The following is a 26343-nucleotide window of genomic DNA, read 5'->3' as shown; positions in this document are numbered from 1 at the left end:
CGCTCCTCATCGTGACTTGGGATCGAAGGCATCGCGCACGGCATCGCCGAGCAGGATGAACGCCAGGACCGCCAGGCTCAGGAACAGGCTGGGGAAGAACAGGGCGTGTGGCGCCGCGCGCATCGCGGTCAGCGCCTCACTGATCGAGACGCCCCACGAGATCGCCGGCGGCGTGAGCCCGATGCCGAGGAACGACAGCGTCGCCTCGACCGAGATGTAGACGCCGAGGTTGATCGACGAGACCACGAGCACTGGCGCGAAGGCGTTGGGCATGATGTGCGACCGGATGATGCGCCACGGGGTGGCCCCCAGCGCACGGGCCGCCTGGACATACTCCTGCGGCTTGACCTGGAGCACGCTCGAGCGCATCAGTCGTGCGTTGGACGGCCAACCCAGCACGGCGAGCGCGCCAACCACCTTGAGCACGATGAGGAGGTACGGCGTCGTCGAGTCGTTGGGGAAGGTCGCCAGGAAGAGCAGCGCACCCAGCAGCAACGGGATGGCGAAGAAGATGTCGGTGATCCTCGAGAGGAACATGTCGACCCACCCACCGAAGTATCCGGAGACCACACCTACGGCCACACCGACGAGCATCGTCGACAGGGTCGCGAGGAAGCCCACGAGGATCGAGGATCTCGCGCCATAGACGGTGCGAGCATAGATGTCGTAGCCCTGACGGTCATATCCGAAGATCGCGCCGTTGCCCGGCGGCTCGAGCGAGTTCGCGAGGTTGCCCGCTGCCGGATCCTTGTTGGTGAACAAACCCGGGAAGATCGACATCACGACGAAGAGGGTGATGAGCGCTGCGGAGATCCAGAAGACGGGGTTGCGGCGCAGGGCCTTCCATGCGTCGCTTGCCAGGGAGCCGCCCGCCTCGACCTCACCGGCCTCGACAGTCATCGGGGACGTGGTGATCTGGTCACTCATGGCTGATCCTGGGGTCGAGCACGCCGTAGAGAAGATCGACGAGCAGGTTGACGAGGAGATAGATGAGCACCGCGATCGTCACAGTTCCCACGATCGCCACGCCGTCCTGGGCAGGGATCGCACGGAAGAGGTAGCCGCCGACGCCGTTGATGTTGAAGATCCTCTCGGTCACGATTGATCCGCCGAGCAACGCACCGAGGTCATAGCCGATGAAGGTGATGACCGGGATCATCGAGTTGCGCAGCGTGTGGATACCCACAGTCCGTCCGCGCGTCAGACCCTTCGCCTTGGCCGTGCGCACGTAGTCGGCACGCAGGTTGTCGACGAGGTTCGTTCTCGTCAGTCGCGCGATGTAGGCGACCGAGGCTGACGCGAGCACGAAGGCGGGCAGGACGAAGTCGAAGAGCGAGGCATCCCTCGTTGGCACCGAGATCGGGAAGAGGCCGAGCTGGAGGCCGAGAACCAGCTGCGAGGTACTGCCGATGACGAAGATCGGCACGGAGATGACGAACAGGGTGCTCACGAGGACGACCTGGTCGATGAACTTGCCCTTGCGCACACCCGAGAGCACACCGGCGAGGATGCCGATGACGACCTGGATGACCAGAGCCATGAGCGCCAGCTTCAAGGTGGTGGGGTAGCGCGCGATGATGTCGTCGATGACGGGGACATCACGCTGGGTGGTGCCGAAGTCACCCTGCAACAGGTTGCCCATGTACTTGAAGTACTGGATCGGCAGGGGGTCGTCGAGGTTGTACTTGTCACGGAAGGCCGCGATGTATGCCGGGGAGCAGGGGCGCTCTCCGCACTTGTTGTCCGTGGGGTCACCCGGAAGCGCGAAAACCATAACGTAGATCAAGAACGTGGTGCCCAAAAGCACCGGAATCATCAAAAGCAGACGGCGAACAATGTATTTGCCCACACGCCACCTCCTTCACTATGTGAGTCGCCACCTGATCGAGGTCAGCGAGCCCACGCGGTCGTGTGACCACCACCGGGGCCGCTCGACCATACCTCTCCGGGCGGTGGAGCAGTAACGGACATCACGATGGGGTGGGTGTGGACGAGCCACCCACCCCATCGTGCACGGAGCGCTTACTTCAGCGTCACGTTTCCGTAGTCCGGAACACCGAACGCGTCCACCTCGACGGTGTTCACCTTGTCGGACCAACCGGTCTGACGAGCGGTGTACCACATCGGCATGGTCGGGAGGTCGGTTCCGAGGAGCTTCTCGGCCTCCTGGTACTTGCTGTTGCTGGAGGCGGGGTCGCCGTCAGCCGCAGCGTCGCCGAGCAGCTTGTCGAACGCAGGGCTGCTGTAGTCCTGGTAGTTGCTGTCGGCGTCCGTGCCATAGAGCGGGGCCAGGAAGTTCTCGATGGACGGGTAGTCCATCTGCCAGCCCAGACGGAACATTCCGTTGAACTTGCGCGACTCGAGCTCCTTCAGCATCGTCGAGAAGTCGACGAACGGACGGGGCACGCAGTTGATGCCGGTGTTGGTCTTGATCTGGTTGCAGGTCGCCTCGACCCACTCCTTGTGACCACCATCGTTGTTGTAGGCGAACTCGAGCGTGCCGGTGAAACCGCCACCCTCAGCAAGAGTCGTCTTGGCCTTGGCCGCGTCAAACGTGCAGGCCTCGCCACAGGCGCCGGCGGCGTAGCCGTCGATGCCCGGCGGAACCCAACCGGTGGCCGCGACACGACCCTTGTTGAAGATCTTGTCGGTGATCTCCTCACGGTTCACAGCCATCGAGATGGCCTGACGCACCTTGACGTTGGCCAGGCGCGGGTCGGACTTGGTGAAGCCGACGTGCGTGATGCCTGCAACGGCCTTGGTGGCCGCACGGTCCTGGAGGTCGGTCTTCCACTGCTCGCCGATAAGGGCGCTGGTCGGCACCTGCTCCATCACGTCGATCGTTCCGGCGATGAGGTCCTTGTAGGCGGTCTCGTCGTCAGCGTAGATCTTGAAGGTGATGTTGTCGGGCTTGGCGGCGTCCTTGCCCGCGTAGTCCGCGAACTTCTTCAGCTTGATGTCGACGTCCGGCGTGAGCGAGACGAACTCGTAGGGACCGGCACCGATCGGCTTCTTGCCGTAGGCCTCCGGGTCCGCGAAGAAGGAGTCCGGCAGCGGCGAGAACGCGGTGTAGCCCAGGCGAACCGGAAGGTTTGAGACCTTCTCGGACGTCGCGATGGTGAAGGTGTAGTCGTCGACGACCTTGAGGCCAGACATCGTCTTGGCCTTGGGCTCGGGAGCCTTCTGGGGGCCATCTTCGTCCGGGTCGACGGACTGGAGGTCCGCATAACCCGCAAACGGCGTGAAGAAGTACGAAGCACCCTGGCCGTTGGGGAAGTAGGCCGCGTAGTTCCAGGCGTCGACGAAGTTCTTGGACTTCACCTCGGTGCCGTCGTGGAACTTGTAGCCCTTCTTGAGCTTGACCTCGAAGTTTTGGTTGTCCGAAGTCGTGATCGACTCGGCGATGTCCATCTCCGGCTTGGCGTCCTTGGTCGCGTACGACACGAGCTTGGCCGTGATGAGGTCCAGGACGTTTCCGCCACAGGTCTCCGAGGTGTTGCTCGGGATCAACGGGTTCTGTGGGCTGCAGCCCTCAACGGAGATGTCGCCGCCGGTCTTGGTTGGAGTGTCAGCATTGTCTTCACTGCCGCCGCCACAGCCTGCGAGAAGCAGGGCTGCCGCCGAGATGCCGGCAACGGCCACCGTGCGAGTGGTTCCTCGCATGGACGTCCTCCTACGTGTAAAGCCGCCCAGGGAAAGTGAACGACATCAAATGAGCGCCGGTCCCGGTCGGGTGGCGCCCACATGCCCGGGAAGGACATGCGGTCCCCATGTAAGACCACAACTGCGACGGGCGGGAGGGGCGTGACCGACCCGAGACCCGATTGTGACCGTTGCAAGGGGCTACGGTGACGGACGTGCCGACCTACGACGACGACCTCCGACTTGCCCATGTCCTCGCAGACGCGGTGGAGCGAGTGACGGTCTCTCGCTTCCGCGCTGAGAATCTGCACGTCGAGTCCAAGCCGGACCTCACCCTCGTGAGCGATGCCGACCGGAGTGCTGAGGAGCTCGTCCGATCGCAGCTCAAGCGCACCCGTCCACGCGACGCCGTCATCGGCGAGGAGATGGAGACGACCGGCCACGGGCCGCGTCAATGGGTCATCGACCCCATCGACGGAACCCACAACTTCGTGCGCGGGGTTCCGGTCTGGGCCACGCTCATCGGCCTCATCGACGACGGCAAGCCGGTGCTCGGTCTCGTGGCCGCACCTGCCCTGAACCGCCGTTGGTGGGCAGCGATCGGCAGCGGCGCCTGGGCGGGCCGCAGCCTGACGTCCGCCAAGCGCCTCTCGGTCTCGAAGGTCGCCGAAGTCGCTGACGCGTCACTGTCCTACAGTTCGGCTTCGTCTTGGGAAGCCGTGGGTCGTCAGGAGGCCTTCCTCGAGCTGGCCCGCGACTGCTGGCGGGAGCGTGCCTACGGTGACTTCTGGTCCTACATGCTGCTGGCCGAGGGCGCCGTCGACATCGCGGCCGAGCCTGAGCTCAACCTGCACGACATGGTGGCCCTCGCGCCGATCGTCACAGAAGCCGGCGGCCGCTTCACCTCACTGCGCGGTGAAGACGGGCCGTTCGGCGGCAACGCCGTGGCGACCAACGGCCTGCTTCACGACGAGGTCCTTGCGCGCATCGGTCTGTGACACGCATCTGACTGTGTCGGGGACGCGGATCAGTTGGGGACGACCTTCACCGGACCGAGTTCCAGACCCTCGATTCCCTCACGCAGCGTCGACGCATCACCGACGACGATGATGAGCCACTCCCCCGTGACGACATCGCTGTATGCCGTGGTCAGGCGTTCGTTGTCGAGCTCGCCCATGCGAGTGAGCGTCGTCGTCTGGAAGTCGAGTGGGAGACCTTCGATTGCGAGCGCCGAGGCCTCGTCAGCCACCGCATCAGCTGTGGCGTAGCGCCCGGGGGCGGTCTGCACAACGTAGTCAACGCCAGCACGAATCTCCTTCTGGGAGAAACCTGTTCGGGCCTCACCAAGGATCTCCACGAGCAGCCGCAACGCATCGACGGTGGCATCTGCACGCACGGAGCCAGCCGTGATGAACGACCCGCCGCGAGCACGTGGTCGGAAGCTGGCCCGGATGCCATAGGTGTAGCCCTTGTCCTCCCGGAGCACGGCGTCGACGCGTGCGCTCGGTGAACCACCGACGATGAACGAGAGCACAGGGTAGGGATCCCAACCGGTCTCCACCGAACGGTCGGGACCGGGGACGGCCACGGACAGCTCGGTCTGGACCGAGCCGGGACGATCGACGAGGACGACACGGGTCGCTCCCCCGGCGGCCGCCGGGGGACGTGCCGGCGTGGCTGGGACGTGATCTGGGCTGACCCACGCACCCAGGCCCGCGGAGACGACCTGTGCGACATCCACGTCGGCTAGGTCACCGGCGATGACGAGGGTCGCTCCCAGTGGCCCCACGTGGGCCCGGTGGAAGTCCACGACGTCGGCACGGCCCATGGCTGCAATGGAATCCGGTGTCCCAGCCGTGGGTCGCGAGGCACGCTCTGTGGGCGCCCACAGGTTTGCAGTGAGTTCCCGCGCTCCTCGGTGCGGGGCCGAGGCCCGCTCCTGCTCGATCTCTGCGAGACGGCTGCGCAGGATGCGCCGCACCTCGGCCTCGGGGAAGATCGGCTCGGCCAGCGCCTGACGCAGCAGGTCGAGGGCAACGGACAGGAACCGTTGCGGCACATCGACATCGACGGTCAGGGCACCATCCGTGACCGATGCACCGAGCACCATCCCGGTGCGTTCCATCAGCTCAGCGAACTCGTCGCTGGAGTGACGCGACGTGCCCTCGTCAAGCAGTCGCGCGGTCATCGCGGCCACGCCTTCTCGATCAGCAGGCTCGTCGGCCAGGGACAGCGGCACGACGAGACGCAGGGAGATGACGTACTGGCCCGGAACGGCATACGAAAGAAGTCGTATGCCGTTGTCCGTCACCGACTCGTCGGGCAGGGGGAAGGCCCATGCCTCGGGAGGGGCGACCTCGGGCCTGGGGACCGACTCGATGCTCATGCGACCTCTTCGTTCTCGACGTCGGCGCGATAGGCGACGACTACACGGCTCTCGGGGCACAACCACTTCGCGGCCGCAGCCCGCACCTGCTCGGGGGTGACTGCGCGCAGGCGATCGAGGTGGGTGTTGACGAGCTGGGGATCGCCGTGGAGCAACGTGTAGTGGGAGATGGCGTCGGCACGCTCCTCCTGGCTTGCCAGCATGGAGAGCCAGCCGCGTTCGGCCTGCGCCAGTGCGGCTTCCATCTCGGCCACCGTCGGTCCCTCAACGGCGAACCGCTCGAGCTCCTCGAGCAGGGCGGCCTCCACGTCGTCGGTGTCGGCCTCGCCCGCGATGTCGACGACGATGAAGCCGAGCGAGACCCCGTCCACGAAGCCCCATGCCGTCGCGTGAGCACCCAGAGCCGTCTGCTCCTTGCGCACGAGCCGTCGCACCAGACGCGACGAGGCGAGCCCGCCCAGAGCGTCGAGGGCGAGGCTGGCTGCATTGAACTCCTCGGTCTCGTCGACCGGCAGTCTGAAGGCGACGTGCAGCCGGTCGTTGGGTACGTCCTCGCGACGCTCCACCCGCACCGGGTCAGTGAGCGGCGGGAGAGCTTCGACCGGTCCCCGTCGCGATTGGAGGCTGGGCTCGATCGAGCCGAAATAGCGCTCCACGAGGGCGAATCCGTCGTCAGGGGTGACATCACCACACAAGGTCAACACGGTGTTGTCCGGCGCGTAGTGCCTCCGGAAGAACGCGTGGACGTCCTCGACGCTCGCGGCGTCGAGATCCTCCATGGAGCCGATCGTCGAATGGTGATAGGGGTGGCCTTCTGGGAAGACCGCGGCATAGACGTCGATGAGGGCGTTGCCGTAGGGCTGGTTGTCGTAGCGCTGGCGCTTCTCCTCCTTGACCACGTCCCGCTGGTTGTCGAGGTTCGCCTGGTTCACGGCATCGAGGAGGTGGCCGTGTCGGTCGGCCTCGAGCCACAGCGCGAGCTCGAGGGCACCCTTGGGCACGGTCTCGAAGTAGTTGGTCCGGTCGAACCACGTCGTGGCGTTCAGGCGCCCGCCCTGCGCCATCAGCGCCTCGAAGTGCTCGCCGCTCGCGACATCGCGTGAACCTTGGAACATGAGATGCTCGAAGAGGTGCGCGAAACCGGTGCGTCCGGTGGCTTCGTGGCGCGAGCCCACTCCCACCCAGATGTTGACGGTGACGTTGGGAACGCTGGGATCCGGGGAGACGACGACACGCAAACCGTTGGGCAGCGTGCGCTCGTGGACCGGGTAGTCAAGCGGCATGACGCCACCCTACGTGGCACGCCCGAAGGGAGCGGTGCCCCGCCGGTATGCCGTCCGGTCAGCTCGCGCGCTCGGCCTCGGCTTCGTCCGGCACGCCCTGATTGGCCGGCTCGACGTCGTCAGGTTGGACGTGGTCGGACTCGACCACCGGGAGCTTGGGCAGGTCCTCTGGAGACATCTTGGCGATGATGTTGCGGGCGAGGATCTGCTGCGCGGTCACGGTGCGCTCCGAGCGGCCGCGGCCGATGAAGCTCACCATCCAGTGCAGCAGCGTGGTGATCCGCTGCTTGAACCCGATGAGATAGACGATGTGGATCCCGAGCCACAGGACCCAGGCGAGGAACCCGGAGAAGCGCAACTTGCCGACACTCGCGACAGCGCTGAAGCGCGAGATGGTTGCCATCGAGCCCTTGTCGAAGTACGAGAACGGCTCCGGTGCCGGCTTGGCGTCGAGACGCGCCTTGAGGTGCTTGGCTGCGTAGCGAGCACCCTGAATGGCAACCTGCGCGACACCCGGCAGGTTGTCGAGCGAGGCCATGTCACCAACGACGTAGACATCGGGACGGCCCGGCAGGGTGAGGTCGGGATTGATCTTGACGCGTCCCGCGCGGTCGAGCTCGGCATCGGACTGGTCAGCGAGCATGGCGCCGAGCTCAGAGGCCTGGACGCCGGCGGCCCACACCTTCGTCGCGGCCTCGATGCGTGCGTGGGTCCCGTCGGACTTCTCGATGTCAATGCCCGTCGAGTCGACTCCGACGACCTTGGTGCCGAGCTCGACCTCGACACCCATCTTGGCGAGGCGGTTCTTGGCGGCGCCACCGAGGCGGTCGCCGAACGACGGCAGGACCTGGGGGGCGGCATCGAGCAGCACGATCCGCGCCTGACGCGTGTCGATCGCCCGGAAGTCTCTCTTGAGGGTGCGGTGGGCGAGCTCGGCGATCTGACCGGCCATCTCGACGCCCGTGGGTCCAGCACCGACGACAACGAAGGTGAGGTATCGATCGCGTTCGGCTGGGGCGGTCGCGAGCTCGGCCCACTCGAAAGCACCGAAGATGCGGCCACGCAGCTCAAGGGCGTCGTCGATGCTCTTCATGCCGGGGGCGTACTCAGCGAACTGGTCGTTGCCAAAGTAGGACTGCCCGGCACCTGCTGCGACGAGCAGGGTGTCGAACGGCGTCACGGTCTCGCGGCCGAGAACCTCGCTGGTCACTGTCTTGGCCGCAAGGTCGATCCTGACGACGGTGCCGAGGATGACGCGTGCGTTCTTCTGCTTGGCGAGAATCTCGCGGGTGCTCGGGGAGATCCCACCCTCGGACAGGATGCCGGTCGCGACTTGGTAGAGCAGCGGCTGGAAAAGGTGGTGGGTCGTCTTGGCCACGAGAGTGATCTCGACGTCGTCACGACGCTTCAGCGCTTGGGTTCCGAACAGGCCGCCAAAGCCGGAGCCGATGACGACGACGCGATGCGGGGCCATGCTGTGCCTCCCGGGAGACCACCGCGTGCTGCCACGCAGGTGCTAGATGCAAGAAACGGCGAGTCGTCGAAGTGACGACACGCCGTTGTGGTGTGATCTGCGACCAAGGTTTGCTCTGGTAGCGCCTCCGATTCTATCGGACCTCACACCTCGTGGTTGCCACGGGTGATCAGCGCATCGGACCCGACCCGATGAGAAGGTCGACCACGCCTTGAAACGGCTTCAGGCCCGGAATCCGTGGATTCCGGGCCTGAAGTTTCGTAGCGGGGGCAGGATTTGAACCTGCGACCTCCGGGTTATGAGCCCGGCGAGCTACCGAGCTGCTCCACCCCGCGTCGGGTGAGTGACCTTGCGGCCTCTCGGTATCCCCTAGGTTACGGGACGGTGGCCCGTGCGCCAAATCCGGTCAGGGAGAAGGGCTTGGCGTCGCTGTCGGCGACGCGGAACCACTTGGTGCGGGCGCTGTCGTGAGCTGAGGGCTCAGAGCCGCAGCGCGCGCGATGGCGTCCTGCAGCTCCTTCTGGGCGACGCCGTAGGCCGCGAAGTCACCCTTCTTGAGAGCCGCCTGACCTGCCGCGTTGGCCGCCTCGATGTCGCTGATGATCTCGGCGAGCTGCGCGCTGGGCGTTGTCGTCGGCGGCGTTCCACCGCCTGTCGGAGGCGGAGTCGTGCCCGGGGTGGATCCGCCGTCACCGGCATCTGCTCCGGAGTTGCCTCCGAAGAGGCCATCAAGAGCTTGGTCGAGGGTTTCGCCCCAGGCGATTCGCTTGCCGAAGACCGCGACAGTCGCCTTGTTCTGCGGGAACGAGCCAGCCTCACGAGATGCCTGGACATACATCGGCTGCACGTAGAGCAGGCCCTCACCCACGGGCAGGGTGAGCAGATTGCCGTAGGTCAGCTGCTTGCCCGCCTGTCGGTTCTGTGCGATGAACTGACTGAGGTTGAGAGGCTCTGACGGGCTCTGGGACCGAGCAGTCGAGACCTCGATCTGGTTCTGCACCTGCCCCGGTCCGTCAACGGCGGAGTTGCGTGGCAGCTCGAGCAGACGCATCGACCCATAGGTTCCCGCGGGTTTGCCCGCCGTCGTCCCGGCGTCAGAGTCCACGGCCAGGAAGCCGCGCAGGATCTCGCGACCCGAGCCCGAAGGAATGAAGGTCGTCGTGAGCGAGAATGCTGGCGCAGTCTGGTCCGGCATGGCCAGCGACTGGTAGTAGACCGGCAGATCCTGCGTGGCGGTGGTGTGGGTCGGGTCCTTGGGAATCTGCCAGAAGTCGCCACCGCCATAGAACGAGTCCGCGTCGGTCACGTGATAGCTCGCCAGCAACTGGCGTTGGACCTTGAAGAGGTCCTGCGGGTAGCGAACGTGCGACATGAGTTGCGAAGACATCTCCGAGAGAGGCGACACAGCGCCGGGGAAGGCCTTGCTCCACGCCTTGAGGATGGGGTCGCTGGTGTCCCAGCCATAGAGCTTGACCGAACCGTCCGCCGCGTCGACGGTGGCCTTCACCGAGTTGCGGATGTAGTTGACCTGACCTGCGCCCGTGACGACGGTTCGCGAGGTGGTGCTGACCGAGTCGGACGTCGCCTCGGTCAGGTCGGTGAGTTTGCTGTTGGGGTAGCGCTGGGAGGTCGTGTAACCGTCGACGATCCACTTGACCCGCCCGTCGATGACGGCCGGGTAGGAGTTGCCGTCGATGGTGAGCCAGGGAGCCACCCGCTCGACACGCTCGCGCGGCTGCCGGTGATCGAGGATGCGCGAGTCGCTGTTCACGGCGTCCGACAGGAGGAACTTCGGCTCGCGGTACTTCACGGCATACGCGATCTTGCGGATGAACGAACCGATCGCGACTCCGCCCTTGCCGTCAAAGGTGTTGTTGGCCTGACCTCCCTCTCCCCCGTCGTCGGGGTAGTCGAATTCGCGCGGCTTGGCACCCTCGGGGGCGCCCACGATCGAGTAGGAGGGGGACTGCTCACCGAAGTAGATTCGGGGCTCGTAGTCCATCCCCAATGGGCCCTTGGTGGAGAACCCGCGGGAGAAGAACTGGGGGTCACCTTCGCTCGTGCGCCTGTTGCCGTAGGCGCCGATGAACCCGAAGCCGTGGGTGTAGACGGTGTGGTCGTTGAGCCAGTTGCGCTGGTTCGCGGGGACGCCTCCGAGGTTGAGTTCACGAACGGCCACGATCGAGTCACTCTTCTTGCCGTCCAGCGCGTAGCGGTCGACGTCGAGGATGTCGGGCATCGCGTAGTAGGGGCGCAGACCCTCGAACTGGCGGAACGTCGGCGAGACCACGTTGGGGTCGACGAGCCGGATCCCCGGGATCGTCTCGGCGTCCTCACGCAACTGCCCGGGCGCGGCGTCGGTGGTGGCGGCATAGGGCGTCTTCTCGATGCCGTCAATGGCGAACGCGGCGCGGGTGGCGTCGATGTTGCGCTGGATGTATTGGGCCTCGAGCGACTTCTCGGACGGTCGCACCTTGAGGGACTGCACGGCCGCCGGGTAGAGACCGCCGGCGACGATCGAGAGGACGGTGAGGAGGCCGACGCCGATGAGCGGCAGGCGCCAGCTCCGGGTCCAGATCGCGGCGATGAAGAAGCCGGCACACATCACGGTGGCGACAGCGAGGATCGCCTTGATGGGCAGGACCGCGTTGGCGTCGGTGTAGGTGATGCCGGTGATCAGCCTGGACTCGTGGGTTGTGAGGCTGTAGCGGTCCAGCCAATAGGCCGCGGCCCGCACAAGGGCGAGCAGCGAGGCAATAGTGGCGATCTGGATGAACGCGGCGCGCGTCGTGGTGCCGCGACCGGGCAGTTGGAGGCCGCCATAGACGTAGTGGGTGAACGCTGCCGCGATGAGGGCCAGAAGCAGGATCACGGTGAAGAAACTGACGAGGAAGCTCAGCCACGGCAGCGTGAAGACGAAGAATCCGACGTCGAGACCGAACTGCTTGTCCTTGGTCCCGAATGGAACAGCGTTGCGCCACAACAGGAACGTGCGCCAGGCGCCCATCGCCGCAGCACCGGCGAGCAGGCCGAGAACCGACGGGACGACGACCGTCGCGAGGCGCCGCAGCGGGTCGAGGACCTGGCGGTACTGGTCGAGGACCTGCGCAGAGGGCGAGGGCGCAATGCGCAGTGGACGCGTCCGGTATGCCGTGACAAGGCTTGCGGCGACCGCACCGGCCGTGAGGATGAAGGCTGCCATGAAGAGGAAGACGCGGGTGCCGAGCTGGGTCATGAAGACGTCGCGGAAACCGACGGAGTCAAACCACCAGAGGTCGGTGAGGATCCCAGAAATCAGCAGAGCAAGGATCACGAGCCCCGCGAGGATGGCGAGCGTCGTGCTGAGCGGCCCACGCTTGGGAGGTGTCCCCGAGGGGTGAGGGCGAACCCGACCGCCAAGCCCAGACCCACCAGCTGCCGGACCTTCAGGGCGAGATGGCCGCCCCGGACCGCCAGGCCCGGACGAACCGGGCCCCTTGTCTGCGTCGTCGGGGTTGATCCCGTCGAACCACTCTGACCGGCTCACTTTTTGCTGACTCCACGTCCGTGCCTCCCCAGGCGGGCCCGGGCTGGAGGCCAACCTATCCCGCGAACATGAGTGCGGCACGATGGGTTCGTGACCTCCGCCTCTCAGCCTGTGACCGACCCCCTTTCCCTTGCCGCTCTCGACACCGAACGCCATGTCGCGTCATCCGGCTGGGACCAGCCGCCGCGCCTGTTCGCACTCGTCCCGACCGCCGACCTCCTCAAACGTGAACCGCACCTCGCAACCGGGCTGACAGTGTCTGACCAGGTGCACGGGGCCCTCACGGCAATCGAGCAGGAGGACCTCCCCACGAACGAGTCGATCGAGTCGCTGCTCGGCCAGATCGCGTGGCCCGAGACCGTCGAAGGGTGCGCGATCGTCGTCGAGCGACTTGTCGTCCCGCCGGATGCGGAGCGGGGCCTTCCCACCGATCGTGAGGCCGCGGTGGCGGCCTTGGCCGAGCATCCCGACCGCCGTGACGTCCGCCTTCTCGCCGCAGCAACGCGCGACGGCCGCAGCATCTGCCTGCTCCGGCAACGTGATCACGACCGCGACGACCGGGTTGCGACGGGTTCCGACATCGCTCCTGGGCTCGTGGCCGCCCTGCGCGCAACGTTCACCGACTGAACACCGACTTAGTGCCCTTCGCGCGCCGACCTGCACCGCTCATCGGCGCTGACTACCCGCACCACCGGGGCAACGGGTCGGTCAGCTGGCTGAACAGGTGGGCACGGTGTCGGCCTTGTCTGCGGCGATGGCCCTGACCGCCCCGAGCGCGTCGTCGAAGTTGCCGATCCGAAGGACAGTCAGCCCTTCGGGGATGTGCCCGATGACCTCGGCACAGTTGTCGGCAGGCGCCAGGAAATAGTCGGCTCCCCCGTCACGGGCCCCGTGGAGCTTCTGTCGGATGCCACCGATCGGTCCGACGGACTCATCGGGTTCCATCGTCCCGGTGCCAGCGATGCTCTTGCCCCCAGTGAGGTCTCCGGGGGTGAGGACGTCATAGACCGCGAGCGTGAACATCGTTCCCGCAGAAGGGCCCCCGACTCCCCCGGCAGTGATGGTGACGTCGACGGGAAGGTCGTAGTCGCGACCCAGCAGGACGCCGATGATCGTTGCGCCCTGATTCTCGCGAGTCGGAACGGACAACGACTTCTCGGCGCCCTTGCGCTTGACGACGATGGCCACGTTGCTGCCGGCTTTCTGCGCGCGCACCGCCGCCTGCACGGCCGCCGCATCAGTAGTCGGCGCACCCGCCACGGACACGAACTCGTCGCCAGCCTCGAGGACTCCCTTGGCCGGTGAGCCCTCGGGAACCTGCGACACGATGACCCGCTCGGGCACGGTGCGTCCGGTCTCGCGCAAGGCGATCGCCGCCGCGACCTCTTGCGAGTCGACCATCTCGGCGGCATTCTCCTGCTGGATCTCCTCGCGGCTCGTCGCCTCGGGATAGATCTCCTCACGCTTGAAGATCTCTTGGTCGTCACGCAGCGCAGCCAGCCCGACGTCGAAGACGTCGACGCGCACGCCCGGACCTCCCACGACGCGCACGGTCGTGAAGTCGAGGGCACCCTTGGCGGGGTATGCCGTGGCGCCCTTGACCTGGATGATCGGCTTGCCGTCGAGCTCGCCGAGCGTGTTGGTGATCGGACCTGGCTGCAGGACGACATAGGGCAGCGGAACGAACGAAAGCCCAGCAGCCACAACGATGGCGACGAAAAGTGCGGTGAGAAGACCGGAACTCCGGCGGCTCACGGCATACAGGTTCGGGTTGGCCGACCCACGATCGGACACGGCAGACTCCGCCGCCCCACTCACGGGAGCGGAAGGATCGGACGAGCTCACGGCATACCCACCCATTCGGTGCCACCGGCACCGAGATGCTGATGCTTCCAGATCGGGACCTCCGCCTTGAGCGTGTCGATGAGGTCACGGCAGGCCGCGAAGGCAGCGTCACGATGCGGCGCGGCGGCAGCCACGACAACGGCCATGTCACCGACCTCGAGATGCCCACTGCGGTGCAGGGCCGCCAGGTGCACGGCACCAGATCTCGCCGCAACGACTCCGGCGACCTCGGTCAGGCGGGCCTGGGCGGTGGGGTGGACGGAGTAGTCGAGCGAGGCGACGTCCTGACCCCGGTCATGGTCGCGGACGACACCGACAAACACGGTGATGCCTCCGCAGGAGGGGTCCTGGACCGCCGACAGGACCTCGTCGACCGAGAGGGGCTCCTCGCGGATCTGCGCCAGGGACACCGTGCCGGCCGTCGAGCTCTCACCCGTCACGTCGTGCTCCACACGTTCCTCCTCGGAACTATCCCCGGGTCATCCGTGGTTGGGTATTGATGAGACCACATCTTCTCACCGTCGCCACAGGAGCCCAGCAGTGACCGATTCGCAAGACCTCCCCGACGAGCCCGAGGACACGGGCCTTCCGCCGGAACTCGAGCAGGTTCTCAGAGGGCTCACCGGCGGTCGTGAGCTCGACCCCCAGATGGTCGAGATGATGCGCGGCATGGGTCTGGACAAGGTCGACCCAGAGATGTTGCAGATGGTGGCCGGACAGGTGCAGGCGATGTTTGCCGGAGCCGACGAGTCCGGAGCGGTCGATGCCACCGTCGCCACGGACATCGCCCGCAAGACCGTTGCGGCAGAGGGCGATCCAACCGTCTCCGCCGCTGCATCGGCGGAGGCACGACAGGCCGTCGACGTCGCCAATCTCTGGCTTGACGCTGTCACCGACCTCGATCACTCCGGTCTCACCGGTCGCGCATGGAGCCGCGCCGAGTGGGTCGAGGCGACCCTTCCCGTCTGGTGCGAGCTCGTCGACCCAATCGCCGTCGGCGTCAGTGACGCGATGGGCAACGCCCTCACCAAACAGCTTGGCGATCTGGGCGAGGGCGGGTTGCCCGAAGGTATGGTCCCCCCTGGGACCAATCCGGCAGAAGTGATGAGCCAGATGGGCCCGATGCTGAAGCGCATGCAGGGCTCGATGTTCTCGGTCCAGCTCGGCCAGGCGGTGGGCGCGCTCGCCGGCGAGATCCTCACCGGTGGTGAGGTCTCCCTTCCTCTCGTCCCCGCCCCCGATGTCATCCTGATGCCCCAGGCCATCACTGCCTTCGCGCAGGGCCTTGAGATCGACGAGCCCCAGGCCCGACTCCTGCTCGCCGTGCGTGAAAGCGCCCGGACGCGTCTCTTCCACGCCGTTCCCTGGCTCGCACCGCAGCTGCTCTCAGCAGTGCGTGACTATGCCCGCGACACGACCATCGACACGGAGGCCATCGAGGAAGGTCTGCGCTCCATCGACCCGACCGATCCCGAAGCGATGCAGCAGGCGCTCGCGGGAAGGCTGTTTGCCCCGCAGCAGTCCGACGCACAGAAGGCCGCATTGACGCGCCTCGAGACCCTCCTGGCCCTCATCGAGGGCTGGATCGACGTCGTCACCGCGGCCGCCGTGAAGTCGCACCTCCCCCAGGCTGACGCCCTGGGCGAAGCCGTCCGCCGTCGTCGCGCCAGCGGCGGGCCAGCCGAGAAGACGTTCTCCGCCCTGGTCGGGCTCGAGCTGCGTCCGCGCCGCCTGCGTGATGCCGCCAACCTCTTCGCGGCACTCGAGGCCTCGGGTGGCGCCGAGGCGCGCGACGCGGCGTGGGCCCACCCCGATGTCGCCCCCGCCTCCGCGGACCTCGACGACCCGTTGGGCTACGTCGAGCGCCAGAACGCCGTAGCCGCAGGAGCCGACTCGTTCGATGCCGAGCTGGATGCGCTGCTGCGCGCCGACTCGGGCGACTCGGACAGTTCGGGCGACTCAGGCACCTCCGGCGGCCCTCACACCTCCGGGGGCCCGGATGCCTCCGGTGGCTCGCCCGGCGAGTCAGGCCCTGCGGCGGATCGACCGCCCGCCCCGTGACCGAGCGGACCGGCACTGACACCGACACCGCCGACGCTGCGGTCGCGCACGCCTTTGCGCACCTGCACGCCGAGGCGACCACGACCTTGGCCGGGTGGAGCGCACCGGACGCGTCACAGGAACGGTTGCGGGCGGCATACCTCGATCATCTCCAGCGGCACCCGGACGGCGTCGCGAAGGCCGGGCCGCCGGCCCACCTCACCGCCAGCTGTCTCGTCATCAGCCCCGACGGCGGACAGGTGTTGCTGACGCACCACCGCCGGGCGAAGCAGTGGTTCCAGTTCGGCGGTCACCTCGAGGTCGACGACACGAGCCTGTATGCCGCCGCGATACGCGAGGGTCGTGAAGAGTCCGGGATCCCTTCTGTCACGCCGGAACCCACCATCGTGCAGCTCAACCAGCACCGGCTGCACGGTGACTTCGGTCGATGCCGTGAGCACCTCGACGTGCGCTACGCCGCCGTCGTCGACCCGGCTGTCCGTCCGGCGACCAGTGAGGAGTCCCTCGATGTCGCGTGGTGGCCGGCCGACGCCCTGCCCGAGGGCACGCGCACCGAACTCACCGCGCTCGTCGACGCAGCTCGACAGGCACTGCACCACTGATCTGAATGACGCTGAACTGAGCGACGCTGAACTGAGCGACGCTGAACTGGCTCAGGCGGAGGCGCCCTCGGCGTCCTCCACGCCCAGGTCCTCGTCGGCGTCATCAGCGATGTCGATCCCCTTGGCGAGCGCCACCCCGTCGAGGAAACCCCGCGCGCGCTCGAGCTTGGGATAGGACCGCAGCAGGGTCCAGAAGTCACGGTTGTGCCCAGCCACGAGCAGATGCGCGAGCTCATGGAGGATGACGTAGTCGACGACGTAGTTCGGCATGTCCTGCAACCGGTCGGACAGCCGGATCGAGCCGTCGGCGGGCGTGCAGCTGCCCCAGCGCGAACGCTGGTTGGAGACCCAACGGATGCTTCGCGGTCGTGCGTGCCCACCGAGGTAGCGCCCGGAGAGATCGGTGGCACGCGCCATGAGGTCCTTGTCGCTCGGACGCCGACGCCGCTCACCGGCCTTGAGCTTGTCGAGCATGCGGGCCACCCAGACCCGCTCGTCGGCGCGAGACATGGACGCGGGGATGAGCACGACGACACGACCGTTCTCGCGACGGGCGCTGACTGTGCGTCGACGTCGCGCGCTGCGCCGGACCTCAACGTCCTCGGTGCTCACGCCTTCCACGTTAGGCCAGAGCGCCGACATTGTCCGAGAGCCCCCGCGTGGGTGTCGGCCGCGACCGCGCAATCCTTCGTGCGACCCGCCGCGCGACGCCAGGGTGACTACTGAGACTCAGGTGACCAGTGTGAACAATGGGGCAGATTCGCGGCATGAAGGCTGCTGTGCCACGCGCCGCGGCTGAGCGTGGCACAGCACGAATTCGTGCTCAGTCGGTCTAGGGTGAAAGAGTCCTCGCCGCTCACAGCGGCACCACGACCAAGGAGTTGCAATGGCTGACGAGACCTACAAGGGCGAGTTCTACTGCGTGAAGTGCAAGGAGAAGCGCGAAGCCGAAGGCAACGTCGTCGTCTCCGACAACGGCCGACGCATGGCCAAGGGCAAGTGCCCCGTCTGCGGCACCAACCTCAACCGCATCCTCGGCAAGGCCTGACCGCCCCGCCTTCTCGTTCCAACGGCCCCCGGTGCTCGCCGGGGGCCGCTGCTTTGCCCCGGCCTGTGGATGACGAAACGGGCCGTTGCCCGCCGTGTGCCAGATTGTCCAGACCACACATTCTCGGGAGGCATCCATGGTCCAGCCGGCAATCGTCGTGGACGGTCGTGGTGGCCTTCCGGACGAGATCTGCCGTCAGCTGCGCCTGGCTGGCGCAGCGCGGGTGCACGGCGGTCCGTTCGCAGCTGATGCCGCCGAGGCCCTCGTCGGGCTCAGCCCGCGTGAACGTCCGGCCGCCGTCATCCTGGTCGGCCACCGGACCGTCACCGTCGAGGCGACCGCTCCATGGCATCGCCACGGCGTCATCCACCTGCCCGTGACGTGCGACGGAGCCAGCGCTGTGGTGGGGCCACTCATCGTCCCCGGGTCGGGAGCCTGCTGGCGCTGCCACGCCCTCACCGCCCACGACCTCGATGCCGTGGGAGCCCTTCCCCTCGGCCGATTCACCCTCGACTCCGTGGCTCTGCCTTCCGGTGGCCTCGGTGTCCTCACGGCTGCCGTGACGGCGAGCGTCATCCTCGCGGCCGTCGCCGGGGCGACCCGTCTCAGCGGCGTCTCGACCGAGCTCGAGGTCGAGGGGCCGAGCGTCACCCACCGACACTGGGGCCGACACCCGATGTGCGCCACCTGCTCTGCCTCGGGATCCGGGGCATGGCCCCAAGGCAGTCAGGACACAATGGTCGGGTGAGCGACATCCCCCGACGATCTCTGACACGCACTGCCAAGCTCGTGGGCCTGCCCCTCGGCCACGCTGGCCGCGCGGCGGTGGGCCTCGGGCGGCGAGTGGGAGGGGCGCCCGCCGAGGTCATTGCCGCCGAACTCCAGACCCGCACCGCCGAGCAGCTCTTCGCCGTCCTCGGCGAACTCAAGGGCGGCGCCATGAAGTTCGGGCAGGCCCTCTCGGTCATGGAGGCCGCGATGCCCGAGGAGCTCGCGGGCCCTTATCGGGCCACCTTGACCAAGCTCCAGGAAGCCGCGCCGCCCATGGCGGTCGAGCGGGTGCACGCGATCCTTGCTGAGCAGCTCGGACCCCGATGGCGCACCGCCAAGTTCCAATCATTCGAAGACCTCCCCGTCGCAGCGGCCTCCATTGGCCAAGTCCACCGTGCCGTGTGGCGCGACGGGCGCGAGGTGGCAGTCAAGGTGCAGTACCCCGGAGCCGGGGCAGCCCTCCTGTCCGACATCACGCAACTGTCGCGCGTTGCCCGCCTCGCTGGGGCGTGGATCCCGGGCATCGCCATGGGCCCGATCCTCGACGAGGTGCGCGACCGGATGAGCGAGGAGCTCGACTACGACCTTGAGGCGACGCACCAGAAGGTCTTTGCCAAGGCGTTCCGCGACGATGACGACGTCTTCGTCCCCGACGTGCTCGCCCACTCCGACCAGGTCATCGTCTCCGAGTGGGTGCAGGGGCGTCCGCTGTCCCAGGTCATCGCCGACGGCACACCCGCCGAGCGCGACCAGGCAGCCGGCCTCTACCTCGAGTTCCTGCTGCGGGGCCCCAACCGGGCCAGCCTCCTCCATGCCGACCCGCACCCGGGCAACTTCCGGATCACGTCTGACGGGCGGCTGGGCGTCCTCGACTTCGGCGCGGTGAACCGGCTGCCCCACGGCATGCCAGCGGACATGGGCGAGATCATCACGCACATCCTCGCCGCAGACGAAGCAGCCCTGGGTGCCACGCTGCGGCGCGCAGGCTTCATCCGTCCCGGTGTCGAGGTCTCCGATGCTGCCCTTCTGAACTACTTGCGCACGTTCGTGGAACCGTTCCAGCACGCAAACTTCACGTTCAGCCGCAGCTGGTTGCGCTCGGTCTCGGCAACGATCCAGGACCCACGCCGTGAGCGGTTCCTCGTCGGGCTGAAGTTCAACCTGCCACCCGACTACCTGCTCATCCACCGGGTGTGGCTGGGCAGCATCGGCGTGCTCTGCCAGATCGGTGGCACCGTGCCGATGCGCGACCTCGTTTTCGCCCACGTGCCCGGGATCGACGAGGACGCCGTCCCGCCACCGAACTGAGCGAACGGCATGTGCCGTTCTCTTGGGCATGCCGTGTGGCTGCGTCGCGCCGTGCGGCTCAGTCCTTGCCGGCCTTGGCCGCCGCCTTGGTCGCCTTCTTGAAGTCGCGCACCTTCTGTAGCGAGTCGGCATCGACGACATCGGCCACGGAGCGGAAGCTGCCCTCCTCCGAGTAGGCGCCGGCAGCCTTGTCCCAGCCCTCAGGGCGCACACCGAGTTGCTTGGCCAGCAGCGCGACAAAGATCCTGGCCTTCTGGTCGCCGAAGCCGGGGAGCTTCTTGACCCGCCTGAAGAGCTCGTCGCCGGTCGTCGCGTCGGCCCAGATGCGGCTCGCGTCGCCGTCGTAGTCGTCACGCACGACGGTCGCGAGCGCCTGGATGCGGCCGGCCATCGAGCGCCCGTAGCGGTGGACGGCCGGCGGAGTCGAGCACAGGTCAGCGAAGGACTCCGGTTCGGCCGCCGCGAGGGCAGCCGGATCAAGGGTGCCGAAGCGCTCGAGCACCTTGGCCGGTCCGGCGAAGGCTCGCTCCATGGGGAATTGTTGATCGAGCAGCATGCCCGTGAGCAGGGCGAACGAGTCGTTGGACAGCACCTCGTCGGCAACCTCGTCCTGGGCGATACGGATCTGGTTGGCCATGCGTCCATCCTGCCGCACGACCCGACAGCGCCCCAAGGGTCGCGCGGTGCAAGAACCGAGGGGTCTGCCTACGACCCCAGCTGGCGGGCTGGACGGCCGATGGGCAGACCCTCACCTCGCCACGCCGCGAACCCACCGACGAGGTCGGTTGCGTGTGACAACCCGAGTGAGCGCAACGCATCAGCAGCAAGGCTCGACGTGTAGCCCTCCTGACACATGACGATGACGCGAGTGTCGAAGTCGACACCCGGAAGCACGGCGTCCTGTCGCGGGTCGAAGCGCCACTCCAGAACGTTTCGCTCGATCACGCGAGGCGCGAGACCGGGAGCGACCTCGCCCTCGTCGGCGCGCTGTGCCGCCGGACGGATGTCGACGAGCCACGCTGCACCGGAGCGCACCTCACGCCAGGCATCGCGCGCAGACAACCGATCGAGACGCGAGCGAGCCTGTGCAAGCAACTCCTCAATTCCGTTGCCGCTCACCAGTTCTCACCTCGCTGCTCGACGCCAGCCGGGACGAGGACACCCTCGACGAGGTCGTAGTGCGTCATCTGGTCGAGTCGCGGCGAGTAGGCGTGGACGCTCAGAGCGGCTTCGGTGCCGTTGTTGACGACGTCATGAAGGTGGTTGGCACCGAACGCCCGACCCTCGCCCGCAGGCAGCACCCGCGTGTGCAGGGCCTTCTGGACGACCTGTCGCTCGGTGAGCTCTCCCCGCACCGTCGTGAACGCGCCCCGCGATCCAGCGTGGTCGTGAAAGCCGGTGCTCGCGCCGGGTGGCCATTCGATGAGCCAGAGCTGCAGATGGTGGGTCTCGGCGAGCTGGTGCCAGCGCCGGCCCCCCGGATCCTCGGCGCGAACCGGGAGCAGGTCAGGAAGGTCCGGGTCGGCGGCGAAGAGCCGCGCCACGCGCAGAAGCTGGGACCGGGGTGAAAGTGTTGACGCCGGGAAGGGCCGACGCCGAACGTGCAAGGGTCATAGAAGTCTCTTAAGGGGTGTCGTCTGTGGAGGTCGCAGCTTGGGGCGACCGAGGCTGTGCGAGGTCAGCAGGAACAGCGACAGCACATGACGGCAGCGGGCATGACCGGGGAATTCCGGGCGGCTGCGGTCGACGACATGGGAAGAGCGAACCACGGCCCCAGGGCCGGGTCCACCCGGAAACTGGGGCGTCTCACGGAATGGAAGGGACGGCATAACCAGCTCCGGACATGAAACGGCGCCGCCCCCAGCGTTCGGGAGCGGCACCGAATCGATCGGTCATCGCACGATCATGCGGACCTCGGCGAGCATTCGTTCTCGCTCGACGTGCGCCTGTGCACGGCGTTGCGCTTCGTGCGCGTTCCGCTCGTGCAGGATGCGACGAACCTGTTGCATTCGCCTGCGATACATGGTTCCTCCAAGGATCCAGATGTGTGGTCATGTGCTCACGTGTCGATCGACGGATCGCTCGACAGGTCGTTCGTTGGGTCAGCCACTGAGTTGGTCATGCCGCGACGGTGTCCTTGCGCGGGCGGCCACGGGGCCGCTTGCGGGGAATCACGACGCCCTGCTCGAAGAGCTCGCCACCCCAGACACCCCACGGCTCCTGTCGATCGATGGCACCCGCAAGGCAGGCGATCTTGATCGGGCAGGTCCCGCAGAGGGTCTTGGCGAACTCGACACCGGCAGGGGTGTCGGCGAACCAGATCTCAGAGTCGTTCTCACGACAGGGCACGGCGTCACCGAGTTCGGCAGTGCACTCCTGTGCGTCGATGAGGTCAGTCAGCTGCATGAGAGTCACCTCCTTCTCCGCCCGGTCGGGGCGGGTTCGTGTACTTCGATCGGTTGGTATTTGTGATGTCTGTGGATCGACGGACAAACGAAAAAGGCCGCGGATCCCGGGTGGGTTCCGCGGCCTTTTGGCCAATCGCTGCTGTGGTCTACAGCGGCGACGCCAAGAAGGAGGCGGAGCGGTCACCCGTGGTGAGGTCAGAGGCAGCATTGGCGCGGAATCCAGCGCCGAAGACGGCGGAATTCGCCATGCCGGCAGCGGGCACACTGATCCCCTGGACCGGAACGTAGATCGGTGCGAGGGTCGGCAGTGCGCCCTGGCTCTCACGCGTGCGGAACGGGACGGTGTAATCCGTCGCGTTGCTCTTGATGATGTCCATGCGGCCAACCCTCCTCACTGTCTGGTGACGTCGTGGCACGGCGGCTGCCGTGCTGTGTCAGATCAGGTTAGGGGACCGCCACGACGGGGTGCAACGCAATTAATGGGTTGATTTCGCGAGTGCATGCCTCAGGCGCCGGATTCCGTTGCAGCAGAACCGGATTCGCTCTGAAAATTTGTTGCGGATTGGACCACGGACTCGGGGGATTCGCCGCCGAGGACGGCCAGCACCTGACTGGCATACAGGTCGAGCTTGCGCTGACCCACGCCACTGATCGCTGAGAGGCTCGCCAGGTCGGATGGCGTCTGCTCCGCGATGGCCGTGAGGGTGGCATCGGTGAAGACGACGAACGCCGGCACGCTCGCTGTGCGCGCCGTGGCCAGCCGCCATTCACGCAGGCGTTCGAACATGACCTCGTCATAGGTGGCCGGACAGGTCGAGCAGCGGCCCACTGTGCGCTCCCCCGCCGTCGACAGGTCGGCACCGCACGTGCGACAGACGCTGCGCCGTGGGGCCTTGGGTGTCTTCCCACCGGCTCCGCCGCTCGTGCCGACCCGTGATCCACGCTTGGGTTGCGAGCGTGCCCCTTCGCCGAGAATGCTCGCCGTGCCGTCGAGGAAGCGCGACGGGCGCCGGGTGGCACGCGCACCCGGCGTGCGGGCCCCCGACCACGACACGATGAGACGATCGCGAGCACGGGTCACACCGACATAGAGCAGCCGCCGCTCCTCCTCGATCGCCTCGGGTGTGTCCGCCATCGAGATGGGCAGATAGCCGTCGGAGGCACCGATGAGGAACACCGTCCCCCACTCGAGGCCCTTGGCCGCGTGGAGGGACGCAAGAGTGACGCCCTGGACCGACGGCGCGTGCTGCGAGGCCATGCGCTCGTCGAGCTCCCGGACGAACGCTGGCATCCTCGCCTCACCATCGGCTGCTGTGAGGTCGTCGGCCAGCGCGGCCAGGGAGGCCAATGACTCCCACCGCTCGCGTGCGGCTCCCCCAGCGTTGGGTGCCTGACGCGACCACCCGGCGCCGAGCAGGACGTCGCGCACGAGGTCGGGCAAGGGCACCGACCCGTCGTCCGAGCGCGCCGCCCCACGCATGAGGACGATGGCCTCGCGCACTTCCTTGCGCTGGAAGAAGCGCTCGCCACCGCGGACGAGATAGGGAATGCCGCGGTCAGCGAGAGCCGACTCGACGTTCTCGGACTGACCATTGGTCCGGAAGAGCACCGCGATGTCTGCGGGCGCTGCACCCCCGCCGATGAGGTCACTGATCTGGGCGGCGACCGCAGCAGCCTCACTCGGGTCGTCGGGGTGACTGACGAGGCTCGGAGCCGGGCCAGCCTCACGCTGGGCCTCGAGGACGACCGAGCCGCTGCGCCGACCCCCGCTGGGCGAACGCAGCACAAGGTTGGCGAGGCCGACGATCTCGGGCGTGGAACGGTAGTTGCGCACCAGCTCGACCTGCTGCGCCTTGGGATGGCGGGCCCGGAAGCCGAGCAGGTGGACCGGAGAGGCACCCGTGAACGAGTAGATGGTCTGTGCCGGGTCGCCCACGACACAGATGTCCTGACGGTCGGCGAGCCACAGGTCGAGCAGACGCTGCTGGAGGGCGTTGACGTCCTGGTACTCGTCGACGACGAAGCTGCGATATTGCTCGCGCACGGCGCGCGCCACCGAGTCGTTCTCCTCAAGGATCCCGACGAGGACGAGCAGGACGTCCTCGAAGTCGATGACACCGCGCTCGGCCTTGACCTCTTCGTAGGACGCCAGGACTCGGGCCATCGCGGTGAGGTCCAGACCCGGCGCCTCACGTCCGGCCGTCCGGGCGGCCGCGGCATAGGTCTCGGACGTCAGCATGCTCACCTTGGCCCACTCGACCTCTGCCGAGAGGTCGCGAATACCGGTGCGGTCGAAGCGCATTCGCAACCGACCCGCCGCCTCAGCGACGGCGCCAGCCTTGTGCGGCATGACCTCGGGAGCCGCCCCACCGATGGCCTGTGGCCAGAAGTAGTGCAGCTGCCGCAGGGCCGCCGCGTGGAAGGTCCGAGCCTGGACGCCACCCACACCGAGGTCACGCAACCGCGTCCGCATCTCACCCGCGGCCCGCGCCGTGAAGGTGACAGCGAGCGTGCGCTGCGGCTGCTGCGCACCGGACAGCACGGCATACGCAATGCGGTGGGTGATGGCACGCGTCTTGCCGGTGCCGGCGCCCGCGAGCACGACCATCGGGCCGGACGGGTTGGCGGCCACCTCTCGCTGCTCCGGGTCGAGACCGTCGAGGATCGCGTCAGCAGAGGGGTGTGAGGGCAGGATGGGCATCGGTGCGATCCTAGGTGGCAGGTCCGACCATCCACCCTCGGCTGTCCACAGGAGCGCCATGAGCACCAAGAACCCCGTCGCCGGAAGCGTGACGATGTACTCGACCACGTGGTGCGGCTACTGCCGGCGCCTCAAGTCGCAGCTCGACCGCGAGGGCATCACCGTCGACGTCGTCGACATCGAGCGCGACGACGATGCCGCGGTCTACGTGATGCAGGTCAACGGCGGCAACCAGACGGTGCCCACCGTGGTCTTCCCGGACGGCACCGCCGCGACGAACCCGTCGCTGGCCGAGGTCAAGCAGCGCCTCGCCAGCTGATCAGCTGCGGGCCGGCGTGTCGGCCACGTCGATCTCGCCGCCGTACCAGTGCTCGATGAGCCGGCGGGCGATCGAGATCCGGCTGGAGATGAGCAACGATCCGTCAGCGACAGCCCGGGTGAACTCGTCGCGGTCGAACCAGCGGGCCGCCTCGATCTCGCTCTCCTGCAGGGTGAGGTCCGTCGTCACTGCCCGCGCCGTGAAACCGATCATCAACGATGACGGAAAGGGCCACGGCTGGTCACCCAGGTAGGCGACGTCACTCACCGTGACCCCGACCTCCTCGTGCACCTCACGCGCCACGGCGCTCGACAGGCTCTCGCCCGGCTCGACGAAGCCAGCCAACACCGACATACCCTGCGCGGCGAACCCGACCCCGCGGGCGAGGAGCAGCCGGTCCTGGTTGTCGATGACTGACATGATCACGGCCGGATCGGTGCGGGGGTAGTGCTCGCTCTCGTCGTTCGGACACACCCGGATCCACCCCGAGTGCGCCGGCTCCGTGGGTGATCCGCACCGCGGGCAGAAGCCGTGACGCGCGTGCCAGTTCGCCAAGCCCGTCGCCGTCGTGAGCACTCCGGCATCGAGATCACCGAGGCTCGCGCCGACCGCGCGCAGTCCGCGCCGCCGGGGATCGTCGGCCGTGGCGGTCGTCTCCGGGGCAACAGACACGAGGTATGCCGTGCCACCCCTGGGTGCGTCGTGGCCGAGGTAGGCCACGAACTGGTCGCGATCGCTGGCGGTCGGCGCGCGATAACGCAGGGCCACCTCGGCCTGCTCCCCCTCCTCGACCTCGGCACGACCGCCGACGAGCTCGAGCACCCGGGTGGCCGGATCATCGAGCAGGACGTCGAGAAGTCCGGGTTCGGTACGGAGTTCGCTGTGGCGGTCGAGACCACCACGGGAGAGGGCAAGGGAGGGAAGACTCGCTGCTGCACGCGCCACGTACCCACCCTAAGGGCCCTCACG

Annotated in this window: 25 protein-coding genes and 1 tRNA gene; 8 read left to right on the top strand and 18 right to left on the bottom strand. The window is 67.2% G+C overall.

Features of this window, described 5'->3' with window-relative positions; translation table 11 throughout:
- Positions 1–6 precede the first annotated feature (6 nt).
- The 3 genes from V6K52_RS06275 to V6K52_RS06265 all read right to left on the bottom strand — a co-directional run bounded on the left by V6K52_RS06275 (position 7) and on the right by V6K52_RS06265 (position 3663).
- Positions 7–900, bottom strand: a complete 894-nt coding sequence (locus tag V6K52_RS06275; protein WP_353953726.1) for an ABC transporter permease — start codon at positions 898–900, stop codon at positions 7–9.
- Between the two features lie 19 nt (positions 901–919).
- On the bottom strand, positions 920–1849 hold the full coding sequence (locus tag V6K52_RS06270; RefSeq protein WP_353953027.1) for an ABC transporter permease: 930 nt from the start codon (positions 1847–1849) through the stop codon (positions 920–922).
- A 173-nt stretch (positions 1850–2022) separates the two neighbouring features.
- On the bottom strand, positions 2023–3663 hold the full coding sequence (locus V6K52_RS06265; RefSeq protein ID WP_353953026.1) for an ABC transporter substrate-binding protein: 1641 nt from the start codon (positions 3661–3663) through the stop codon (positions 2023–2025).
- 194 nt (positions 3664–3857) lie between these two features.
- On the opposite strand from V6K52_RS06265, the gene hisN reads away from it, so the two are divergent.
- On the top strand, positions 3858–4640 hold the full coding sequence (gene hisN / locus V6K52_RS06260) for a histidinol-phosphatase (RefSeq protein ID WP_353953025.1): 783 nt from the start codon (positions 3858–3860) through the stop codon (positions 4638–4640).
- A 29-nt stretch (positions 4641–4669) separates the two neighbouring features.
- On the opposite strand, the gene V6K52_RS06255 is transcribed toward hisN, so the two are convergent.
- From V6K52_RS06255 to V6K52_RS06235, 5 genes are all read right to left on the bottom strand, one after another.
- A complete protein-coding gene (locus V6K52_RS06255; protein ID WP_353953024.1) occupies positions 4670–6028 on the bottom strand; it encodes a pitrilysin family protein in 1359 nt (452 codons plus the stop codon).
- On the bottom strand, positions 6025–7311 hold the full coding sequence (locus tag V6K52_RS06250; protein WP_353953023.1) for a pitrilysin family protein: 1287 nt from the start codon (positions 7309–7311) through the stop codon (positions 6025–6027). The genes V6K52_RS06255 and V6K52_RS06250 overlap by 4 nt, the downstream gene beginning before the upstream one ends.
- Before the next feature lie 58 nt (positions 7312–7369).
- Positions 7370–8785, bottom strand: a complete 1416-nt coding sequence (locus tag V6K52_RS06245) for an NAD(P)/FAD-dependent oxidoreductase (protein WP_353953022.1) — start codon at positions 8783–8785, stop codon at positions 7370–7372.
- Between the two features lie 261 nt (positions 8786–9046).
- Positions 9047–9120, bottom strand: a tRNA-Met gene (locus V6K52_RS06240).
- Positions 9121–9191: 71 nt separating this feature from the next.
- A complete protein-coding gene (locus V6K52_RS06235; protein ID WP_353953021.1) occupies positions 9192–12311 on the bottom strand; it encodes a UPF0182 family protein in 3120 nt (1039 codons plus the stop codon).
- Positions 12312–12401: 90 nt separating this feature from the next.
- On the opposite strand from V6K52_RS06235, the gene V6K52_RS06230 reads away from it, so the two are divergent.
- On the top strand, positions 12402–12938 hold the full coding sequence (locus V6K52_RS06230) for a PPA1309 family protein (RefSeq protein WP_353953020.1): 537 nt from the start codon (positions 12402–12404) through the stop codon (positions 12936–12938).
- Between the two features lie 81 nt (positions 12939–13019).
- On the opposite strand, the gene V6K52_RS06225 is transcribed toward V6K52_RS06230, so the two are convergent.
- Together V6K52_RS06225 and V6K52_RS06220 are read right to left on the bottom strand one after the other, a co-directional pair.
- The gene (locus V6K52_RS06225) at positions 13020–14105 is read right to left on the bottom strand and encodes a PDZ domain-containing protein (RefSeq protein ID WP_353953019.1); all 1086 of its coding nucleotides are present in this window, start codon (positions 14103–14105) and stop codon (positions 13020–13022) included.
- Between the two features lie 47 nt (positions 14106–14152).
- Positions 14153–14608 (bottom strand): molybdenum cofactor biosynthesis protein MoaE, encoded by a 456-nt coding sequence (locus V6K52_RS06220; protein WP_353953018.1) that lies wholly within the window; start codon positions 14606–14608, stop codon positions 14153–14155.
- Between the two features lie 88 nt (positions 14609–14696).
- Here V6K52_RS06220 and V6K52_RS06215 point away from each other — a divergent pair, with 88 nt between their 5' ends.
- Positions 14697–16217, top strand: coding sequence for a zinc-dependent metalloprotease (locus V6K52_RS06215; protein ID WP_353953017.1), 1521 nt, complete (start codon positions 14697–14699; stop codon positions 16215–16217).
- A complete protein-coding gene (locus V6K52_RS06210; RefSeq protein WP_353953016.1) occupies positions 16214–16819 on the top strand; it encodes an NUDIX hydrolase in 606 nt (201 codons plus the stop codon). Before V6K52_RS06215 ends, V6K52_RS06210 begins: the two co-directional genes overlap by 4 nt.
- Before the next feature lie 51 nt (positions 16820–16870).
- Here V6K52_RS06210 and V6K52_RS06205 read toward each other — a convergent pair whose 3' ends face one another.
- On the bottom strand, positions 16871–17431 hold the full coding sequence (locus tag V6K52_RS06205) for a M48 family metallopeptidase (RefSeq protein ID WP_353953015.1): 561 nt from the start codon (positions 17429–17431) through the stop codon (positions 16871–16873).
- A 274-nt stretch (positions 17432–17705) separates the two neighbouring features.
- Between V6K52_RS06205 and V6K52_RS06200 the strand changes: the two genes are divergently transcribed.
- From V6K52_RS06200 to V6K52_RS06190, 3 genes are all read left to right on the top strand, one after another.
- Entirely contained in the window at positions 17706–17867 is a 162-nt protein-coding gene (locus tag V6K52_RS06200) for a DUF5679 domain-containing protein (RefSeq protein WP_009775774.1), read from the top strand.
- Between the two features lie 136 nt (positions 17868–18003).
- Positions 18004–18615 (top strand): hypothetical protein, encoded by a 612-nt coding sequence (locus tag V6K52_RS06195; protein WP_353953014.1) that lies wholly within the window; start codon positions 18004–18006, stop codon positions 18613–18615.
- Positions 18612–19946: an AarF/ABC1/UbiB kinase family protein gene (locus V6K52_RS06190; protein WP_353953013.1), complete on the top strand. Its 1335-nt coding sequence runs from the start codon at positions 18612–18614 to the stop codon at positions 19944–19946. Before V6K52_RS06195 ends, V6K52_RS06190 begins: the two co-directional genes overlap by 4 nt.
- 58 nt (positions 19947–20004) lie before the next feature.
- On the opposite strand, the gene V6K52_RS06185 is transcribed toward V6K52_RS06190, so the two are convergent.
- The 6 genes from V6K52_RS06185 to V6K52_RS06160 form a co-directional block, all read right to left on the bottom strand.
- Entirely contained in the window at positions 20005–20583 is a 579-nt protein-coding gene (locus tag V6K52_RS06185) for an HhH-GPD-type base excision DNA repair protein (RefSeq protein ID WP_353953012.1), read from the bottom strand.
- Between the two features lie 68 nt (positions 20584–20651).
- Positions 20652–21065: a rhodanese-like domain-containing protein gene (locus V6K52_RS06180; RefSeq protein WP_353953011.1), complete on the bottom strand. Its 414-nt coding sequence runs from the start codon at positions 21063–21065 to the stop codon at positions 20652–20654.
- Positions 21062–21490, bottom strand: coding sequence for a cysteine dioxygenase family protein (locus V6K52_RS06175; protein ID WP_353953010.1), 429 nt, complete (start codon positions 21488–21490; stop codon positions 21062–21064). The genes V6K52_RS06180 and V6K52_RS06175 overlap by 4 nt, the downstream gene beginning before the upstream one ends.
- A 574-nt stretch (positions 21491–22064) precedes the next feature.
- Positions 22065–22352, bottom strand: coding sequence for a WhiB family transcriptional regulator (locus tag V6K52_RS06170; RefSeq protein WP_353953009.1), 288 nt, complete (start codon positions 22350–22352; stop codon positions 22065–22067).
- Positions 22353–22500: 148 nt separating this feature from the next.
- Entirely contained in the window at positions 22501–22731 is a 231-nt protein-coding gene (locus V6K52_RS06165) for a hypothetical protein (protein ID WP_353953008.1), read from the bottom strand.
- 128 nt (positions 22732–22859) lie between these two features.
- The gene (locus tag V6K52_RS06160; protein WP_353953007.1) at positions 22860–25055 is read right to left on the bottom strand and encodes an ATP-dependent DNA helicase UvrD2; all 2196 of its coding nucleotides are present in this window, start codon (positions 25053–25055) and stop codon (positions 22860–22862) included.
- 58 nt (positions 25056–25113) lie between these two features.
- Between V6K52_RS06160 and V6K52_RS06155 the strand changes: the two genes are divergently transcribed.
- Positions 25114–25374 (top strand): mycoredoxin, encoded by a 261-nt coding sequence (locus tag V6K52_RS06155; RefSeq protein ID WP_353953006.1) that lies wholly within the window; start codon positions 25114–25116, stop codon positions 25372–25374.
- On the opposite strand, the gene nudC is transcribed toward V6K52_RS06155, so the two are convergent.
- Entirely contained in the window at positions 25375–26319 is a 945-nt protein-coding gene (gene nudC / locus V6K52_RS06150; protein ID WP_353953005.1) for an NAD(+) diphosphatase, read from the bottom strand.
- Between the last annotated feature and the right edge of the window lie 24 nt (positions 26320–26343).

The sequence above is a fragment of the Knoellia sp. S7-12 genome, assembly GCF_040518285.1.
Taxonomy (GTDB): domain Bacteria; phylum Actinomycetota; class Actinomycetes; order Actinomycetales; family Dermatophilaceae; genus Knoellia.
The sequence above is the reverse complement of the archived record's forward strand: the minus strand, read 5'-3'. Positions and strand labels throughout refer to the sequence as shown.

Coding starts and splice junctions, on each gene's coding strand:
- V6K52_RS06275 (WP_353953726.1), bottom strand. CDS start 900: ATGACTGTCGAGGCCGGTGAGGTCGAGGCGGGCGGCTCCCTGGCAAGC.
- V6K52_RS06265 (WP_353953026.1), bottom strand. CDS start 3,663: ATGCGAGGAACCACTCGCACGGTGGCCGTTGCCGGCATCTCGGCGGCA.
- V6K52_RS06255 (WP_353953024.1), bottom strand. CDS start 6,028: ATGAGCATCGAGTCGGTCCCCAGGCCCGAGGTCGCCCCTCCCGAGGCA.
- V6K52_RS06250 (WP_353953023.1), bottom strand. CDS start 7,311: ATGCCGCTTGACTACCCGGTCCACGAGCGCACGCTGCCCAACGGTTTG.
- V6K52_RS06245 (WP_353953022.1), bottom strand. CDS start 8,785: ATGGCCCCGCATCGCGTCGTCGTCATCGGCTCCGGCTTTGGCGGCCTG.
- V6K52_RS06200 (WP_009775774.1), top strand. CDS start 17,706: ATGGCTGACGAGACCTACAAGGGCGAGTTCTACTGCGTGAAGTGCAAG.
- V6K52_RS06195 (WP_353953014.1), top strand. CDS start 18,004: ATGGTCCAGCCGGCAATCGTCGTGGACGGTCGTGGTGGCCTTCCGGAC.
- V6K52_RS06185 (WP_353953012.1), bottom strand. CDS start 20,583: ATGGCCAACCAGATCCGTATCGCCCAGGACGAGGTTGCCGACGAGGTG.
- V6K52_RS06170 (WP_353953009.1), bottom strand. CDS start 22,352: ATGCAGCTGACTGACCTCATCGACGCACAGGAGTGCACTGCCGAACTC.
- V6K52_RS06165 (WP_353953008.1), bottom strand. CDS start 22,731: ATGGACATCATCAAGAGCAACGCGACGGATTACACCGTCCCGTTCCGC.
- V6K52_RS06160 (WP_353953007.1), bottom strand. CDS start 25,055: ATGCCCATCCTGCCCTCACACCCCTCTGCTGACGCGATCCTCGACGGT.
- V6K52_RS06155 (WP_353953006.1), top strand. CDS start 25,114: ATGAGCACCAAGAACCCCGTCGCCGGAAGCGTGACGATGTACTCGACC.